Annotated in this window: 18 protein-coding genes, 1 pseudogene and 1 other annotated feature; of the genes and pseudogenes, 2 read left to right on the forward strand and 17 right to left on the reverse strand. The window is 37.2% G+C overall.

Features of this window, described 5'->3' with window-relative positions:
• Positions 1 to 28 precede the first annotated feature (28 nt).
• The 10 genes and pseudogenes from queA to nadB form a co-directional block, all read right to left on the reverse strand.
• Positions 29 to 1,057 (reverse strand): tRNA preQ1(34) S-adenosylmethionine ribosyltransferase-isomerase QueA, encoded by a 1,029-nt coding sequence (gene queA, locus HWV59_RS19760; RefSeq protein WP_175639822.1) that lies wholly within the window; start codon positions 1,055 to 1,057, stop codon positions 29 to 31.
• Positions 1,058 to 1,339: 282 nt separating this feature from the next.
• Positions 1,340 to 1,540, reverse strand: a complete 201-nt coding sequence (locus HWV59_RS19765) for a DUF2905 domain-containing protein (protein ID WP_102230828.1) — start codon at positions 1,538 to 1,540, stop codon at positions 1,340 to 1,342.
• Positions 1,533 to 2,537: a Holliday junction branch migration DNA helicase RuvB gene (ruvB, locus tag HWV59_RS19770; RefSeq protein WP_102230827.1), complete on the reverse strand. Its 1,005-nt coding sequence runs from the start codon at positions 2,535 to 2,537 to the stop codon at positions 1,533 to 1,535. The genes HWV59_RS19765 and ruvB overlap by 8 nt, the downstream gene beginning before the upstream one ends.
• Positions 2,538 to 2,546: 9 nt before the next feature.
• Complete coding sequence (ruvA, locus tag HWV59_RS19775) at positions 2,547 to 3,155, reverse strand: Holliday junction branch migration protein RuvA (protein ID WP_175639823.1); 609 nt, start codon at positions 3,153 to 3,155, stop codon at positions 2,547 to 2,549.
• A 189-nt stretch (positions 3,156 to 3,344) separates the two neighbouring features.
• Positions 3,345 to 3,866 (reverse strand): BofC C-terminal domain-containing protein, encoded by a 522-nt coding sequence (locus tag HWV59_RS19780; RefSeq protein ID WP_102230825.1) that lies wholly within the window; start codon positions 3,864 to 3,866, stop codon positions 3,345 to 3,347.
• 127 nt (positions 3,867 to 3,993) lie between these two features.
• A complete protein-coding gene (locus HWV59_RS19785; protein ID WP_175639824.1) occupies positions 3,994 to 4,719 on the reverse strand; it encodes a YhcN/YlaJ family sporulation lipoprotein in 726 nt (241 codons plus the stop codon).
• 1,448 nt (positions 4,720 to 6,167) lie between these two features.
• Positions 6,168 to 6,324 (reverse strand): annotated as a pseudogene (gene safA, locus HWV59_RS27570) (SafA/ExsA family spore coat assembly protein); the annotation flags it as partial.
• 312 nt (positions 6,325 to 6,636) lie between these two features.
• Positions 6,637 to 7,746: a quinolinate synthase NadA gene (nadA, locus tag HWV59_RS19795; RefSeq protein ID WP_175639826.1), complete on the reverse strand. Its 1,110-nt coding sequence runs from the start codon at positions 7,744 to 7,746 to the stop codon at positions 6,637 to 6,639.
• Between the two features lie 12 nt (positions 7,747 to 7,758).
• Positions 7,759 to 8,589: a carboxylating nicotinate-nucleotide diphosphorylase gene (gene nadC, locus HWV59_RS19800; RefSeq protein WP_175639827.1), complete on the reverse strand. Its 831-nt coding sequence runs from the start codon at positions 8,587 to 8,589 to the stop codon at positions 7,759 to 7,761.
• Position 8,590: 1 nt separating this feature from the next.
• Complete coding sequence (gene nadB / locus HWV59_RS19805) at positions 8,591 to 10,141, reverse strand: L-aspartate oxidase (protein ID WP_175639828.1); 1,551 nt, start codon at positions 10,139 to 10,141, stop codon at positions 8,591 to 8,593.
• A 113-nt stretch (positions 10,142 to 10,254) separates the two neighbouring features.
• Between nadB and HWV59_RS19810 the strand changes: the two genes are divergently transcribed.
• Both HWV59_RS19810 and HWV59_RS19815 read left to right on the forward strand, forming a co-directional pair.
• Entirely contained in the window at positions 10,255 to 11,385 is a 1,131-nt protein-coding gene (locus HWV59_RS19810) for an IscS subfamily cysteine desulfurase (RefSeq protein ID WP_407941644.1), read from the forward strand.
• A 13-nt stretch (positions 11,386 to 11,398) separates the two neighbouring features.
• Positions 11,399 to 11,947 carry a transcription repressor NadR gene (locus HWV59_RS19815; protein WP_102230818.1) on the forward strand — a complete coding sequence of 183 codons (549 nt, stop codon included), beginning with the start codon at positions 11,399 to 11,401 and terminating at the stop codon, positions 11,945 to 11,947.
• A 72-nt stretch (positions 11,948 to 12,019) separates the two neighbouring features.
• On the opposite strand, the gene pheA is transcribed toward HWV59_RS19815, so the two are convergent.
• From pheA to rplU, 7 genes are all read right to left on the reverse strand, one after another.
• Positions 12,020 to 12,898, reverse strand: coding sequence for a prephenate dehydratase (pheA, locus tag HWV59_RS19820; protein WP_175640121.1), 879 nt, complete (start codon positions 12,896 to 12,898; stop codon positions 12,020 to 12,022).
• A gap of 20 nt (positions 12,899 to 12,918) precedes the next feature.
• Positions 12,919 to 13,362: an ACT domain-containing protein gene (locus tag HWV59_RS19825; RefSeq protein WP_102230817.1), complete on the reverse strand. Its 444-nt coding sequence runs from the start codon at positions 13,360 to 13,362 to the stop codon at positions 12,919 to 12,921.
• A gap of 142 nt (positions 13,363 to 13,504) precedes the next feature.
• Positions 13,505 to 14,788 carry a GTPase ObgE gene (obgE, locus tag HWV59_RS19830; RefSeq protein WP_102230816.1) on the reverse strand — a complete coding sequence of 428 codons (1,284 nt, stop codon included), beginning with the start codon at positions 14,786 to 14,788 and terminating at the stop codon, positions 13,505 to 13,507.
• 65 nt (positions 14,789 to 14,853) lie between these two features.
• Positions 14,854 to 15,417 (reverse strand): Spo0B C-terminal domain-containing protein, encoded by a 564-nt coding sequence (locus HWV59_RS19835; protein WP_175639830.1) that lies wholly within the window; start codon positions 15,415 to 15,417, stop codon positions 14,854 to 14,856.
• 329 nt (positions 15,418 to 15,746) lie between these two features.
• Positions 15,747 to 16,037, reverse strand: coding sequence for a 50S ribosomal protein L27 (gene rpmA, locus HWV59_RS19840; protein ID WP_102230814.1), 291 nt, complete (start codon positions 16,035 to 16,037; stop codon positions 15,747 to 15,749).
• A 17-nt stretch (positions 16,038 to 16,054) separates the two neighbouring features.
• Positions 16,055 to 16,387, reverse strand: a complete 333-nt coding sequence (locus HWV59_RS19845) for a ribosomal-processing cysteine protease Prp (RefSeq protein ID WP_175639831.1) — start codon at positions 16,385 to 16,387, stop codon at positions 16,055 to 16,057.
• Positions 16,388 to 16,398: 11 nt separating this feature from the next.
• The gene (rplU, locus tag HWV59_RS19850; RefSeq protein WP_102230812.1) at positions 16,399 to 16,707 is read right to left on the reverse strand and encodes a 50S ribosomal protein L21; all 309 of its coding nucleotides are present in this window, start codon (positions 16,705 to 16,707) and stop codon (positions 16,399 to 16,401) included.
• A 12-nt stretch (positions 16,708 to 16,719) separates the two neighbouring features.
• Positions 16,720 to 16,799: a sequence feature (ribosomal protein L21 leader region), on the reverse strand.
• Positions 16,800 to 16,867 lie beyond the last annotated feature (68 nt).

Raw genomic sequence — 16,867 nt, forward strand, 5'->3', positions numbered from 1 at the left:
CACCTCTTATATGAAAACCATATTTTATTTAGATAATAAGCATTGCATCTCCAAAACTAAAGAAGCGATACTTCTCTTTTACTGCTGTTTCATATGCATGTAATACATATTCTCTTGAAGCCAAAGCACTAACTAACATAATCAGGGATGATTTAGGGAGATGAAAATTTGTAATCATTCCGTCAATTCCTTTAAATTCATAGCCCGGATAAATAAAAATATTCGTCCAGCCACTTTCAGCAACAAATTGACCATTATGTTTAGCTGCAATCGTTTCAAGGGTTCTTGTAGAAGTTGTTCCGACTGTAATTATCCTTCCACCATTCGATCTCACGTTATTTAACAGTGCAGCCGTTCCATCTGTTACTTGATAAAATTCTGCATGCATTTCATGCTCTTCTACTGTATCAGCACTTACGGGACGGAAGGTTCCTAACCCAACATGTAAAGTAATGAAGGCGATATGAACTCCTTTTTCCTTTAACTGGTCAAGAATTTCCTCAGTAAAGTGTAATCCAGCTGTCGGAGCTGCCGCAGAACCAATTTCACGGGAAAAAACAGTTTGATAGCGTTCACGATCATCTAATTGTTCTTTTATATACGGTGGTAAGGGCATTTCTCCTAATTTCTCAAGTACTTCATAAAAAATTCCGTCATAATCAAACTTCAGCAATCTGCCGCCATGATCACTCGTTCCAACACAAGTTGCTTTTAAACTGCCGGAACCAAATGTAATTACTGTTCCTGCTTTCACTCTTTTAGCAGGTTTGACAAGTGTTTCCCACACATCATCTTCCTGTTGCTTTAACAGTAAAATTTCGATACCGGCACCAGTATCTTCTTTCATACCAAATAATCGTGCAGGCATTACCCTAGTATTGTTTAATACTAAGCAATCACCAGCTTGTAAGTAATTAATTATAGACTTAAACGATTCGTGTTTAAGTTCACCATTATCTTTTTGAAGAACCATTAACCTTGACGCATCACGTTCTTTTAACGGAACTTGTGCAATTAATTCTTCAGGAAGATAAAAATCAAATAATTCTACTTTCAAAACATTCACCTAATTTCTATCTTACTTATTTATCAGTGCTATTCTTTATATTGGTTGTTTTCACAATCTTTGTAGTTCTTAGATTAGTATTCGGTTGGTTGATTTCCGCTACAGGATGCTCGCTTTCCGTGGGGCGTGCGGTGAGCCTCCTCGTCGCTTTGCGACTGCGGGGTCTCACCTGTCCCGCTGCTCCCACAGGAGTCTCGCACCTTTCGCTCCAATCAACCTAAATAGTTTTGCTCAAAGGAACTGTTAAAAAACAAGATTCTAAAATAGAGCTATTTATTTAAATCGACCTAAAATCGAGAATACAAACGATAGAATAATACTGATAACTATACACGTTACAATTGGGAAAAAGACCGTTGTATTTCCTTTTTTAAATACAATATCACCTGGTAGTTTTCCAATAAACTGCATAAAAAAACCAACTATTAGAAGGATTCCGCCAATGATCATTAATATTTTTGGAAAATCAATCATGATAAGGAGCCTCCATTTGAAAATGTTTATAAACAAGATCTGTTACAATTCTTCCCCTTGGGGTTCTTTGCAGGAAACCAATTTGTAATAAATACGGCTCATAAACGTCCTCAATTGTATGTGATTCTTCTCCTATTGTTGCCGAAATTGTATCGATTCCAACCGGTCCGCCACGAAATTTCTCAATAATCCCCAGAAGAAGTTTGTGATCAATATGATCAAGGCCAAGTTTATCAACTTGAAGTCTTTCAAGTGCATCAACCGCTAATTGAGTTGATATGGTATCTTCTCCCATAACTTGAGCAAAATCTCTGACTCTTTTTAGAAGCCTGTTGGCGATTCGTGGCGTTCCCCTGGATCTTCTGGCCATTTCAATTGCTGCTTCATGTTCCAATCCAATGCCAAAAAGATCAGCTGTTCTTTCAATAATATAAGAAAGCTGTTGTTCATCATAATATTCTAGTCTACTTAAGACACCAAATCGATCACGAAGTGGAGCTGTTAGAAGTCCCACTCTCGTCGTAGCACCAATTAAGGTAAACGGCGGGAGATCTAAACGGACAGATCTTGCAGTGGAACCTTTACCAATAACGATATCCAAGCAAAAATCTTCCATCGCAGGATATAACACTTCTTCAATCGATCGATGCAAACGATGAATTTCATCAATAAATAAAACATCCCCCGGTTCAAGTGCAGTTAATACAGCTGCAAGATCACCCGGTCTTTCAATTGCCGGTCCAGAGGTTGTTCTTATATTAACTCCCATTTCATTTGCAATAATCGTTGCTAAAGTTGTTTTCCCTAAGCCAGGTGGTCCATACAAAAGGACATGATCAAGTGTTTCGTTTCGCATCTTAGCAGCTTCGATAAACACTCTTAAATTTTCCTTCACTTTATCTTGGCCTATATACTGTGACAATGACTGTGGTCTTAAACTTTGTTCTATAAATGATTCTTGTAGATCCGCTTCACTTGATACAAGGCGTTCATCCATGTTATCACCTTACTTTAATAGCTTTTGCAATGCTTTTTTTACATATTGATCTGTTGTTAACGATTCTTCTTGTAAGGATGGGACAACTTTTTTAATCTCACGTTCAGCATATCCTAACACTTTTAACGCTTCAATTGCTTCACTTAATGCATGATTTGCTGACTCTTTATCTTCTAATTCTTCATGATTAAAGAGATCTGGGGAATATAAGGCAGCTATATCGCCAAGCTTTCCTTTTAAATCCAGAATGATTTGACGAGCTGTTTTTTTCCCTACTCCTGGAAACTTTACTAAAAACGTATCATTTTCATTTTCTATTGCCTCGATAACTTGTGACGGATTTCCAGAAGCTAAAATGGCTAAAGCCCCCTTAGGTCCGATCCCTGTTACATTTAATAGTTTCATGAACAAAGCTTTTTCCTCGCGCGTAGAAAACCCGTATAACGCGATTAAATCTTCTCTGACATGTTGATATGTATAGACAATATTTTCTTCTTTTCGATTTTTTGAATAACTAAAAGGGTTAGGAGTATGAATTTGATAGCCAATTCCGTGATGATCGATCACGATATACTCAGGGGTTATATGATCCACAAATCCTTTAATAAATTCAATCATTGCTCTCACCTCTTGTGACTGTACCTCATTGTAACAAATAATTTCTTTCATCAGAAGAATTTTATATTTAGCGTACAATTGTTCTCATCATTATATAATACCATTAATATGGTTTACTTTGAATTGCAAATTTGCAATTCTCATTAAAAAAAGCTAACCCGAATTTATTTCTCGAATTAGCTTATAAGATCATTTCTTTTCAACCTTAGAATATGTCTCATATATTTTTAGAACTTCTAAATACTGATCTTTAGATTCGATTCTTATTCCTTCTATTAATTCATCATGTTTATGGCTTTCTAATTTTTTCACATCAATTTGAAAAAAAGACTGAATTACATCATTTGAACCTGGTCTACCGTTAAAAATTGAAAAAGTCCCATCCCCTGTAATGCCGAAATATCCATTTGTCTTTAATAAAGGTGATATATCATCAACTTCTCTTTGAAGTATTACACTGTCGTTTTTTTGTTCAAGAAGTTGCCATTCCGAATACATTTCCACAATTTCTTCTATAGAAGCTACTTTCTCTTGGATAATTTCCTCACTTACTTCACCATCTAAATATTTTCTTTGCAATACCACTTTTACAGATAAAGGCTGCTTTATACTATTTTCTTGTGCCATGATAGGCGTTGTATTAATGCTCATAAGACTAATAAAGAGAAAAACAAAACTACATACGGTAAGGATGCGACTGTGATAAGTCATTCTCACCTATCTCACCTCGCTCATATAAATTCACACTTCATCTTTTATTATTGTAGCCATTAATAGTATTTTTAACCAAAAACTCTTACAAAAAAAACAAGGGGCATTTGCTCCTTGTTTTTAAATATTATCGGTTATTCGCATTAAAAGGACGTTGCACTGCATCTCCAAGATTGTTCAGTAATTCGTTTATATCGGTGTCAATGACATCCTTATCAACACCATTTTGAATATCATTATCGATGTTTCGAATACGCCTAAATGTCCCTTCATCTGTTACAACTTGTATATCTCTTCCATCGGCCATTTTACGGGCTTGGTTGGTGATTTTTTCCTTCATATCACGATCATTACGATCATTGGAGTCAACGGCAACCAGCACGTTATCATCTGTCACTAGAACTCGTGCATTATCAACATTGTCCATTTTCTCTATATTATTTTTTATTTTTTGTGCAATCTCACCGTCTCCGCGGTTATAATAACCTACTTCATTCAAATGTCTATGATAATTCGCATCTCCATTGCTGTAGCGATTATCCCGAACAAGTCCTGTATCATTGTTTCCTAATGGAACTGTAGGATTGCTCATATTTCGATTGTTGTTTCTATTATCCACTTGGCGAAAATAATGATTTCTATTATCACCATCATTCATCCCATCCATCATTTCTGTAACAGGACCTTCATTATCTGCACCATTAGTATCTTCGTTTGTATAATATCCTATCGGTTGAGCTTGATTTGTGTTTCGGGTATTTTCTACAGCACCTTGGTCCCCATTACAAGCTGTTAAACCTGTTGTTAAAAGTGCTAATGCAGTAAAAGCTATGGCTTTTTTACCTTTTGTCAAAACAACAACCTCCCTGGAATAAAGATACTATGAACTGTGAGCATAAGAGATGCTCAATATTATCATGTACCTAAACAAGGAGGATGACTCTGTTAGTTATCGACAATACTTTTAAATAATGGGGAAAGAACAAAAGCGCAAGCGCCTTGAACAGCCTAGGGCAAATAAGACGCAAATGAATAAAGACGTTCTTTGTCTTCAATTCATTTGTGGCTTATGACCTGGAAGCGCTTATCCACAGTTCAAGAATTTTTAATTTCCAAAGCAGTAAAAAAGCAGGAGGAAAATTCCCCCTGCTTTTGTTAATTCTTAATCCTCTTCTTCCTCGCGATCATAGTTTGGCATGCCAAACATTTGACCACCTGGCCCCTGCATTTGTTGGGCTGGATTAAATCCTTGTTGTTGCCCGTATGGTGCAAAAGGTTGTTGTGCCATCATTGGTTGTTGTGCCATCATTGGCTGTTGACCATAGAAAGGTTGCTGCATCGGCATTTGATAGCCATATGGTGCTGGTGCCGGACCGCCACATCCACAATCTCCTTGATCATACGCAGGTGCGACTCCTTGAGGGTATGCCTGATTCGGCATATTTTGATATTGATCAGGTGCTTCATCATATGCTCCCATTACTTGATTTGGATAGCCTCCAAATCCCGGTCCCGGCAATACAGGTGAAACAGGTACACCCGCATATGGATTAACCGGGAAACCATGCCCATAATGTGCAGGAGCAACAGCCTGTGGATAAGGCATAGTTGGTGCTGTATAATGAGGATTATCGTAATCGTAATCATCATCTTCATCAAATTCAGCAGGACTAACTGCTGTTGGGTACGGTTGTGCTTGTGGCATCATTGCCGGGCTGTACCCATATGGCATTGGATGCATTTGATGCATCGGATGCATTGGATAATAAGGTGGACATAGTCCTGAACCTGGTAAAACCGGTGATACTGGAACCATGTACTGTGGTGCAACTTGTTGCGGCTGATACATCGCTGGTTGTGTTTGTGTTGGCATCTGCATATTAGGAATGTTCGGCATGTTTGGAATATTAGGCATGTTTGCCATATCTTTTGAATCCTCCTCATGTTTTTCTTCTGGTAAGTAATATGGCTCTGCTTTTTCTACTTCTGCCTCTTCTTTTGTCATCTCAGGTAACACATTTGCCGGCTTTTGTGGTAAAGGTGGATTGGATATATTTGGCATCATTGCCATATTCACCGTATAATAATTATTCACATCCATCCCAGTATATACCGGATGCTGAGCATTAGGTACAGGAGGTATATACGGTTTTGAAGGTTTTTCTGATACAGGCTCTTTAGGAACTGTATCTTCAACATCAACAACAGCCTTTGGTTTTTCCTTTGCAAATGGATGTTCGGCTTTCGGCATTTCCTTCTTAATTGGTGCAGCCTGTTGAATTGGTGCTTCTTTTTTAACTGCAACATTCCCTGAAGGCACTTTAATCTTCATTCCTGGCATAATTAAATCCGGGTTACTTAATTGTGTATTCATGCTCTTTAGTTCTTCAAAATCAACCCCATATTTTTTTGCAATTTTCCATAAAGTATCGCCTTTTTGGACAATATGAATTTTCAACGCTTTCCCTCCTAAGCAAAAAAATAAACATCTACCATCATCATTTGTACATGATGTAGGAATGAACATAATGATTTTCTTATTCACTTTCTTAATTCATTATGTTGAACAAGTATAAACAGATGCATAATGCCAACAAACTTCATAACAATTTATGAATGTAAAATGGTGAATATGATAAAAAGCTTATAAAAGTGGATAAACCTATAAAAGCAAGCTTATTATCATGCATATGTTAAATAGTCTGAATTTATTAACCTAAACAAAAAAAGGAACCAGCCATTTTAAGTAGTGGCTGATTCCTTTTTCCTTTTATACATTAACTAACATACGATCTAATGCCAAAACAGCATCCTTTGTTATATTTTCCGGGACTGTAATTTGATTAATAATTTCACCATTTTCCAGACCTTCTAACGTCCATAATAGGTGAGGCAAATCAATTCGATTCATTGTTAAACATGGGCACATAAAAGGGTTTAGAGAAACAATCCTTTTATCTTTATGGGTTTGAATTAATCGATTTACAAGGTTCATCTCTGTTCCAATCGCCCATTTTGTTCCTTTTTTTGCAGCTTCTATCATGTCAATAATATACTTGGTCGATCCAGCATAATCAGATAATTCCACAACTTCACGGCTGCATTCCGGATGAACAATAATCTTCATATCCGGTTCTGTTTGGCGGATATGTTCAATATTTTTCACGGTGAAATTTTCATGTACTGAGCAGTGGCCTTTCCAAAGAATAACAATAATATCTTCTTCATTTCCATTGTATTCAAGCTCATTAGTAATTGGATTCCATATTGCCATTCGGTTTAATGGGATCCCTAATTCAAAGGCTGTGTTCCTCCCTAAATGCTGGTCCGGCAGAAATAAAATTCGTTCTTTTTGCTTAAAAGCCCACTCCAACATTTTTTTTGCATTTGAAGAAGTAACCGTTGCCCCACCATTTTTACCAACAAATGCTTTAATAGCCGCTGTAGAATTAACATATGTTAAAGGTAAAATCGTATCTCCAAATATGTTCTGAAGTTTTTCCCAGGCACGATCCGTTTGCTCGATGTCAGCCATGTCAGCCATAGAGCAGCCGGCTCTCATGTCCGGCAGAATGACTTTTTGATGTTCAGATGTAAGCATGTCTGCCGTTTCAGCCATAAAGTGAACACCGCAAAAAACAATATATTCTGCTTCTTTATTTAATGCTGCTGCCTGGGCCAGCTGTAATGAATCACCAGTCACATCAGAAAATTGGACAACCTCATCCTTTTGGTAGTGATGTCCTGGAATATACAGCTTTGATCCAAATTTTTGTTTGATTTCCCAAACTCTTTGCTCCATTTCTTCAATTGATAAATTTTTATAGCATTCAGGCATCATTTCTCTTTTTTCATGTTCTAATATATCTAATAATTCCATTCCTTTTCCCCCCTATTTAACGTTCAAACTAATATCCAAAGATTGATATGAGTGGGTCAGCATTCCTAACGAAATATAATCAACATTTGTATTTTTAAAGTCGGGAAGATTGTCCAATCCAATACCTCCTGACGCTTCTGTAATAATCGATTTTGGAGTGATCTCGGCAAATCTTGCCACTTCTTCCGGTGAACGATTATCAAACATAATAACATCTGCTCTTGCCTCAATAGCCTCATGAAGTTGTGCTTCCGTTTCAATTTCAACTTCAATCTTCACCATATGACCTGTTTGTTTTCTCACTTTTTGTACAGCGTTTGATATAGATCCTGCAAATGCAATGTGGTTATCCTTAATCATGACACCATCATATAGTCCAAATCGATGATTAAAACCACCGCCACAGCGAACAGCATATTTTTCAAACATCCTAAACCCTGGTGAAGTTTTTCGAGTGTCACATATTCTCGTGTGAGTTGAATTCAAAAGTCGAACAGCTTTATTTGTTAAAGTAGCAATCCCGCACATCCGCTGGAGAACGTTCAGTATTACACGTTCTCCACTTAAAATGACGGAAACAGGTCCATATAGTTCAGCAATGATGTCTCCTTTTTTCAGTTGTTCTCCATCTTTCTTTTTTACATTTATTTGCAGATCTGTCTGAAATAACGAATATCCTATCTTAATGATTTCTGCACCTGAAAAAATACCGTCTTCTTTTGCTATTATGACAGCTTCACCTTTAGCTTCTTTGCCAAAGATTGTTTGACTTGAGATATCTACCTCTCCAAGATCCTCCAAAAAGAATTCTTCCATCTTTTTCTTTATCTTGATCGTATGCATCTTATACCTCCATAACCATTTCTGAATTTGTTATGATTACTTGTTTTCCTTGCCAGGTAAGATCATTTCGTTTGGGGTAATCGATTCGGTAATGCCCTCCCCTACTTTCCGTTCTTTTTAATGCAGACATTGCAATAATCCAACCATTTGTTAACATATTGATGATTTCAATTTCGTTTATTGTGAAATCCTTCACATTGAAGATCTGAATAGAGATGTATTCACGGTACTTTTCAAACCAATTTATTGCATAAAGTAATCCTGTTTTTGAACGTAAAATACCAACATAAGTGGTCATGATCTCTTGTATTTGTTTTTTTGTTGGCAAGTCGGGTTTTTCTTTTAGTTGTTTGATTTGATTGCTCTCTTTTCTAAGATCTGGTTGTTCATTTGATAATGTTGAAAGATAGTTTGCTATCCTTTTTCCAAAAACAAGCCCCTCTAGAAGGGAGTTACTTGCTAAGCGGTTCGCACCATGAACACCAGTACAAGCTGCCTCGCCTACTGCAAATAGATTTTGAATCGTTGTCTCACCATTCTCATTTGTTTTAATTCCCCCCATTAAGAAGTGCATACCCGGGGCAACTGGAATTTTACCACTGGCTATATCAATACCATTCTGTTTACAAAGTGCTGATATCGTTGGAAATCTAGTTGAGAAATTTTTAATTGCAGTGATATCGAGAAATACCTCATTTCCTTTTTCCATTTTCTCAAATATCGTTCTAGAGACAATATCTCTTGGAGCAAGGTCACCTTGATAATGAATGTTATGCATAAATGCATCCCCATTTTGTGTAATTAAGGTAGCCCCTTCTCCTCTAACTGCTTCAGAAATAAGACCCACACATTTTCCACTAATATAGAGCATCGTTGGATGAAATTGGACAAATTCCATATCTGATAACTCAGCACCAGCTCGAAAAGCCATGGCGATCCCATCACCTGTAATCACATCTGCATTTGATGTTTGACCATACACAGCGCCACAGCCTCCACTTGCTATGATGACATGACTAGAAATATATGACTTTACTTCCCCTTGTTTATTTTTCGTGTAAACTCCTTGACACTGATTTTGATCCATTATTAAATCTATAGCTATTTCATTTTCAATGATTTGAACATAAGACTTTGTTTGATTAAAGAGAAAACTTGTCAACTCTTTCCCTGTTGCATCTCCACCAGCATGAATGATCCGATGATGACTATGTGCACCTTCTTTTCCAAGTAAAAGCCGACCATTTTGGTCACAATCAAACTTTACACCTCTTTGAATCCACTCATTTAATTCTGTCGGTCCTTCTTGAACAAGATATTTCACGTTTTTCACGTTATTGTGATCACAACCGGCAGTAATGGTATCTTCAAAATGATTTTTCCATGAATCATTTTGAGCAACTGCTGCTGCAATACCACCTTGTGCAAGCATTGAATTGCTTTCTGACCATGTTGATTTTGTTATCAATTTCACATGTTTATGACGTAGATGGTATGCAACAGAAAGAGCTGCAAGTCCACTACCGATAATAATAACATCTGTTTGAGGCATAACACCCTCCTGTAATTTACACCTGTCTTGACACCTATATTTACATAAATTTAAAATAATAACAAGAGTTTTTATTAAATAGCCTGTAAGATTAAGAGAAACTAGGAGTGAAAATATTGATCTACTTTGATTACGCAGCCACAACACCGATGAGTGAACATGCCCTTACTATATATGTGAAAGCAGCGAAAAATGCATTTGGCAACAGCAGCAGCCTGCACGATGTAGGAGATATTTCAGCACGTACTCTTACTGCTTCCAGAAAAGTCATTGCAAACATCATTAACGGGTATGAAAAAGGAATTTATTTTACTAGTGGTGGCAGTGAAGCAAATATAGTAGCTGTTCAGTCTTTATTAAATGGAATTCAGAATAATAAGCACATCATTACAACAGCAACTGAACATTCTTCTCTTCATACATTCTTTAAAATGCTTGAATTAAAGGGATACCATGTGACGTATTTACATCCAAATCATCAAGGAGTCATTACACCAGATCAGGTCCAGCATGCATTACAAAAAGATACAGCCTTGGTTTCCATTCAGCATGGAAATTCTGAAATCGGTACAATCAATCCTATCGAAGATATTAGTTTATTGTTAAGAGAAAAGAAGATCATTTTTCACAGTGATTGTGTCCAAACTTTCGGCAAAATTCCTATCGATGCCAAGCATATTGATGCTATTAGTATTTCAGGCCATAAGATATATGGCCCTAAAGGGGTGGGAGCAGCTTATATTAACCCTTCCGTTCTTTGGCACCCTTTAATTCCCGGAACTACCCATGAATCAGGCTTCCGGCCTGGTACGGTGGATGTTCCTGCTATAGCAGCTTTCGCAACAGCTGCCAGTGATATTTCTTTAGAGCAAAAACTACTGTATGATCATTTTGTTTCATTAAGAAATCAGCTTATTGAATTACTGGCGCCTTATCACGATAAAATAAGTGTTATTAACACTCGTTTTCCACACACACTCCCCAATATTATTCCTTTGCTATTTAAAGGAATTGAGGGCCAGTACGTTATGTTGGAAGCAAATCGCTTCGGTATGGCTATATCAACAGGAAGTGCATGTCAAGTTGGCATGCAGGCACCTTCACGATCAATACTTGCAATCGGCTATAATGAACAACAGGCGAAACAATATGTTAGAATTTCATTAGGAAAGGACACAACGTCTACACATATAGAGAAATTGAGTAAAGTACTGATCAACATTGTTGAAAACTTTCGAAAATGAGAGGAAAGATAGAATGAAGTCTGAGAAATTATTAGGAGAAGAAAGAAGAAATCTATTATTAGACAAATTAATCAACTCTACTAAACCAATAACAGGCGGTGAGCTTGCCCAATTTGCCAATGTAAGCAGGCAGGTTATTGTGCAAGATATATCGTTATTAAAAGCAAAAAATCATCCAATCATCGCAACAAGTCAAGGGTATGTCTATTTAGAAAAAAATCAACATGATAAACAAATGCTTGAAAGATTGATTGCTTGTAAGCATAATCCGGAAGATACAAAAGAAGAATTAACGATCGCAGTCGATCATGGAGTTTTTGTTAAAGATGTAATCGTTGAGCACCCCGTCTATGGTGACCTCACAGCCTCTATTCGAGTTGGGAACCGCAATGAAGTTGAGGAATTTATGAAGAAGATTAACGAGAACAAAGCCTCTTATCTTTCACAGTTAACAGAAGGACTGCATTTGCATACACTGCAGGCTGATTCCATTGAAAAGCTTAACCGTGCTTGTCAGGATTTAGAAAAGGCGGGCTATTTGGTAAAAGAAGAGGATAGTTAGTTTAAGTGAATATCAACGGGATAAGGCCGCACATTTATTGATTGTACAATAAATGTGCGGCCTTTTTTTAGATCAAACACCTTCTTCGATTCCCTGCCGTATAAAATAAGCCTCGTATGTGCCTAATAACTTAACACCGCAACCTAAAGCCTCCAGCTCAGCAATCGCTCCGGGAATAAGAACCTCATCAACTTTCATATCAATATCTATAATAAAGAAATAATTCCCTAAACCTGTTTTCATAGGTCGTGATTCAATTTTCGACAGGTTCAACTTTCGCCATGTAAATGCTGATAGTACTTGATGAAGAGCACCTGATTGATCAGAAGGTAATGTCACCATAAGGGTTGTTTTCTCTTTTTCAGCTGTAAGCTTTTTACTTGGACATTTCCCATCAATTGTTGGATGTACGATCGCAAAGCGGGTATGATTATAATGGTAATCATGAATATTGGCTTGTACAATTTCTAACCCATACTCCTCTGCAGCTAACTTATTGGCAATAGCTGCCACTAATTCTTCAGGGTGATTTTTTACATATTGAGCTGCTGCCCCTGTGCTTGTTGCATAATCATATGTTATCCCCTTAAAGCTTTGATGCAGAAACTTATGACATTGTGCGATTGCATGGGAATGAGAGTACACTCGAGTAATCTTTTTCCATGCCTCTTTATTAGCTGGATGAACCATAAAATGTTGCTCAATTGGTGATACAATCTCACCGACAATATATAATGGTTGCTCATGAATTAAATAATCGATCGTTAAATTAACAGAGCCCTCAAGTGCATTTTCCGTCGGGACAACCGCAAAATCAATCTCACCATCTGCTACAGCATCTATACACTGAGGAATGGTTGAATAGGCAATCTGCTCAATTTCCTCACCGAAATATGATTGCACAGCTAAATGGGTAAATGTTGCTCGTGGACCTAAAAATCCTACTCTAATTGACAACTAGCTTCAACTCCTTATGCTCCTTGGCCTAATATCTCTACCTTCTCGACGAACTCTAAACGCTTTAATTTCGCCATTAATTGATTAATATCTTCATTCATTCCATTTGTATTTAGAGATAATGTTACATTGGCTCTTCCCTGAATCGGTATAGTCTGATGAATCGTTAATACATTACAGCCGGCATTTGCAACGACTGATAACAATTGTGAGAGTGTACCACTCCGATCTTCTAAATGAAAAAAAAGGGTAATTAATTTTTCCTTTACCATTGTATGGAAAGGGAAGACCGCATCACGATATTTATAAAAAGCACTGCGACTCATATCTACACGCTGAACTGCTTCTGCCACAGAGTCAACCTTGCCTCTTTCAATTAATTTCTTTACCTCTAGGGTTTTTTTCATTGCTTCAGGAAGTATATCTTCTCTCACTAAATAAAAGGTATCATCTTTCATGATTTCCCTCCCGCATTTTTCATCAATGTAGATAATTTATCACAATATTGGCTAAATTTCTTCTGTTTTTCTAGAAAAACATTTATTTTGTCTAAAATACATAAAAAGAGAGCCGTATACAGCCCTCTTCTCATTCTTTATGTTATTCAACAAATTCAAATTCATAATCCAATAATTTTACGATATCCCCATCTTCTGCACCACGTGCTCTAAGTGCTTCATCAACCCCTAAGCCGCGAAGCTGTCTAGCGAATCTTCTAACAGACTCTTCACGTGAGAAGTCTGTCATTTTAAATAATTTCTCAATCTTCTCACCTGTTAATACATAGGCACCTTCACTATCACGAGTAATCGCAAAATTCGGTTCTTCTTTTTTGAATTCATACACAACACGGTTTTCTGTTGCTTCTTCTTCATAGAGTGGAAACTCCGGCGTTTGTTCAATAGCATCTGCTACCGCATAGAGCAGCTCACGAACACCTTCTCTTGTAATAGCAGAAATCGGGAAGATTTGTACGTCTTCTTTCAACTTCCCCTTAAATTCAGTAAGGTTTTCCTCTGAATCCGGCATGTCCATTTTATTTGCAACAATGATTTGTGGTCTCTCTGTTAAACGTAGATTATACTCTTTAAGCTCTGCATTAATGGTTAAATAGTCTTCATAAGGATCTCTTCCCTCTAAACCGGACATATCTATCACGTGCACAATAACACGCGTGCGTTCGATATGTCTTAAAAACTGATGACCGAGTCCAACACCTTGATGAGCACCTTCGATTAAGCCAGGTAAATCCGCCATGACAAAGCTTCGGCCATCTTCTGTTTCTACCATTCCCAGGTTCGGAACAAGAGTTGTAAAGTGATACTCGGCAATTTTCGGTTTTGCAGAAGATACAACTGATAACAAGGTAGATTTTCCAACGCTCGGAAAGCCGACCAATCCAACATCTGCAAGAACTTTTAATTCTAAAATTACATTACGTTCTATTCCAGGTTCACCATTTTCTGAAAGCTCCGGAGCCGGGTTTGCCGGGGTAGCAAAACGTGAATTTCCACGACCGCCACGTCCACCTTTGGCAATTACAGCCTGCTGTCCGTGCTCTGTTAAGTCAGCAATAATCTGCCCTGTTTCTTCATCTGTCACAACTGTCCCCGGTGGAACCTTTACGATCATAGGTGAGGAGTTTTTTCCATGCTGATTTTTCGACATCCCATGCTCCCCGCGTGGTGCTTTAAAATGACGCTTGTAGCGGAAGTCCATTAAAGTACGTAATCCTTCTTCTACTTCAAATACAACGTCCGCTCCGTTCCCACCGTCACCTCCGGCAGGTCCTCCCTTAGGAACATACTTTTCACGACGGAACGCAACCATTCCATTTCCACCGTCGCCACCTTTTACATATACCTTGACCTGATCGACAAACATTTGTCTTCCTCCGTTCTAAATACAAATACCTATTTAAAGAAAATAATTACATTCTTTTCTTTACCTTAGATTCTTGTTTCATCTAGTGAAATTGTCACTGCAATTTGATATGTATCAATATCAATTTCTTCAATACAAATTGGACTATGGTCTACTTTATTAAGCCAATCTGTCATCTGTTCTATATCTTTTATTATTCCTTCAAAATCAAAAAAGAAACGCACAGTTTCTTCAGATGTATGTCCAGTATGTAATGTAATACAGACGCGATTTTCTCCTGTATTATCAACAACACTATCTAGTATATCCAAAAACTTTTCACTCCATTGAGTGATTGGTTCATCACATTGTGCAATATTTCTTGTTTCTCCCAGGACTTCGTATTCCAATAAATAGTGATGGTTACTCCAATTAAAGGTCATTAGATAACTAGCAAAAAGAGGCAGTTGTAAATTACACAGTTTTGACTCCTGTTGTGCTTCAATCACAATCTCTTCAATAATCTCTTGTACACGATCATATTTTTGTAAGGAAAGATTTCCTTTAATTAATTGCAATTTGTTCATCCAATCATGACGTGAATGACTTAAAAGATTAACTATATCTATTTCATTTTGTTTGTTTTTCATACATTTTCTCCCACTAGGTTATTTTCATAAAGGAGTTAAAACCGTTTTAGGCTGTATTAAAAATTATAACAAACATTGTTTTAGAAAATAAGAAGTATTTTCTAATTTACATAAATGTCATTTTAATAATAGCTAGAAATAATATGATGGAATTGTTTATATATCATTTGGTCAAGCTGGAGTTAATAGAAGATTAGAAATAGAAGCAGTATGTAGAAATTTGTTTATCTTCATCTACTAAAATCTATTTAGAAGTTAGCCACATAAAACTCGAAAAGAAGCCTTTAAAAAAACTCTAACCTTGTGTTAGGCTAGAGTTTTTCGTCTGCTTATGCTTCTTGAGCTACTGGATATACGCTAACTTTTTTGCGGTCACGTCCGAAACGTTCGAACTTAACAACACCATCAACTTTAGCAAATAGCGTATCATCACCGCCGCGGCCAACGTTTTCACCTGGGTAAATTTTTGTACCACGTTGACGGTAAAGAATTGAACCACCAGTAACTAATTGACCATCTGCACGCTTAGCACCAAGACGTTTTGAGATAGAGTCACGACCGTTTTTAGTCGAACCTACCCCCTTCTTAGATGCGAAGAACTGAAGATCTAATCTTAACATGAAGTTTCACCTCCTGCTTATTCATCTGATACCGAGATATATTGTCCATAATCTCTTTCAATTGTTTGGAGGGAGACCACCATACCCTCTAACAATAATTGCACTTTATCACTTATTGATTGGTCGAGTTTTGACGGGAGTTTTACTTGTAAAAACCCGCCTTCACCACCTTGATCAATTTGTGGTTCAATATTTGTCAGGGAAAGTACTGCATTTACAGCACCAAAGGTAACAGCAGAAGCTCCAGCACAAACAAGATCTTTGCCGTATTCATCGAATTCAGCATGTCCAGAGAGTGTGAACGATGTGATAAGTCCCTCATTTGAACGATAAATTCTAGCATTTATCATATCAAATCGCCTTACGCGTTGATTTTATCAATCACAACTTTTGTGTATGGCTGACGGTGACCTTGCTTTTTACGGTAGTTTTTCTTTGCTTTATATTTGAAAACAGTGATTTTCTTTTGACGACCTTGTTTTTCAACTTTCGCTGTAACAGTCGCACCGCTCACAGTTGGGCTACCAACTTGAACGTTGTCACCACCTACAAATAAAACTTTGTCAAACGTTACCGTTTCACCTTGATCAGCACCTAGTTTTTCAACGTAGATTACTTGACCTTCTTCAACCTTGATTTGTTTTCCACCAGTTTCGATAATTGCGTACATTCTTTGCACCTCCTATAAACTAAGACTCGCCAAAATCAGGTGAATGCTAAGCATTGCTTATAATACCTTGATCTGAGCGGTTGTAGCACGGGTGCGCTACAAGTCATAACATGTTACATCTTAACAAATCCCCATTGATTTTGCAACTAATTTTTATAGT

It is taken from the genome of Metabacillus schmidteae, assembly GCF_903166545.1.
In the GTDB taxonomy this organism is placed as follows: Bacteria; Bacillota; Bacilli; order Bacillales; family Bacillaceae; genus Metabacillus; species Metabacillus schmidteae.

What these genes read in the sequence shown, in the direction of transcription:
- rplU (WP_102230812.1), bottom strand. Translation starts at nt 16,707, where the DNA reads ATGTACGCAATTATCGAAACTGGTGGAAAACAAATCAAGGTTGAAGAA.
- HWV59_RS19780 (WP_102230825.1), bottom strand. Translation starts at nt 3,866, where the DNA reads ATGACTTATCACAGTCGCATCCTTACCGTATGTAGTTTTGTTTTTCTC.
- HWV59_RS19825 (WP_102230817.1), bottom strand. Translation starts at nt 13,362, where the DNA reads ATGAAAGATGATACCTTTTATTTAGTGAGAGAAGATATACTTCCTGAA.
- HWV59_RS19815 (WP_102230818.1), top strand. Translation starts at nt 11,399, where the DNA reads ATGAAGTCTGAGAAATTATTAGGAGAAGAAAGAAGAAATCTATTATTA.
- nadA (WP_175639826.1), bottom strand. Translation starts at nt 7,746, where the DNA reads ATGGAATTATTAGATATATTAGAACATGAAAAAAGAGAAATGATGCCT.
- HWV59_RS19845 (WP_175639831.1), bottom strand. Translation starts at nt 16,387, where the DNA reads ATGATAAATGCTAGAATTTATCGTTCAAATGAGGGACTTATCACATCG.
- obgE (WP_102230816.1), bottom strand. Translation starts at nt 14,788, where the DNA reads ATGTTTGTCGATCAGGTCAAGGTATATGTAAAAGGTGGCGACGGTGGA.
- ruvA (WP_175639823.1), bottom strand. Translation starts at nt 3,155, where the DNA reads ATGATTGAATTTATTAAAGGATTTGTGGATCATATAACCCCTGAGTAT.
- nadC (WP_175639827.1), bottom strand. Translation starts at nt 8,589, where the DNA reads ATGCATACGATCAAGATAAAGAAAAAGATGGAAGAATTCTTTTTGGAG.
- rpmA (WP_102230814.1), bottom strand. Translation starts at nt 16,037, where the DNA reads ATGTTAAGATTAGATCTTCAGTTCTTCGCATCTAAGAAGGGGGTAGGT.
- nadB (WP_175639828.1), bottom strand. Translation starts at nt 10,141, where the DNA reads ATGCCTCAAACAGATGTTATTATTATCGGTAGTGGACTTGCAGCTCTT.
- ruvB (WP_102230827.1), bottom strand. Translation starts at nt 2,537, where the DNA reads ATGGATGAACGCCTTGTATCAAGTGAAGCGGATCTACAAGAATCATTT.
- HWV59_RS19765 (WP_102230828.1), bottom strand. Translation starts at nt 1,540, where the DNA reads ATGATTGATTTTCCAAAAATATTAATGATCATTGGCGGAATCCTTCTA.
- HWV59_RS19835 (WP_175639830.1), bottom strand. Translation starts at nt 15,417, where the DNA reads ATGAAAAACAAACAAAATGAAATAGATATAGTTAATCTTTTAAGTCAT.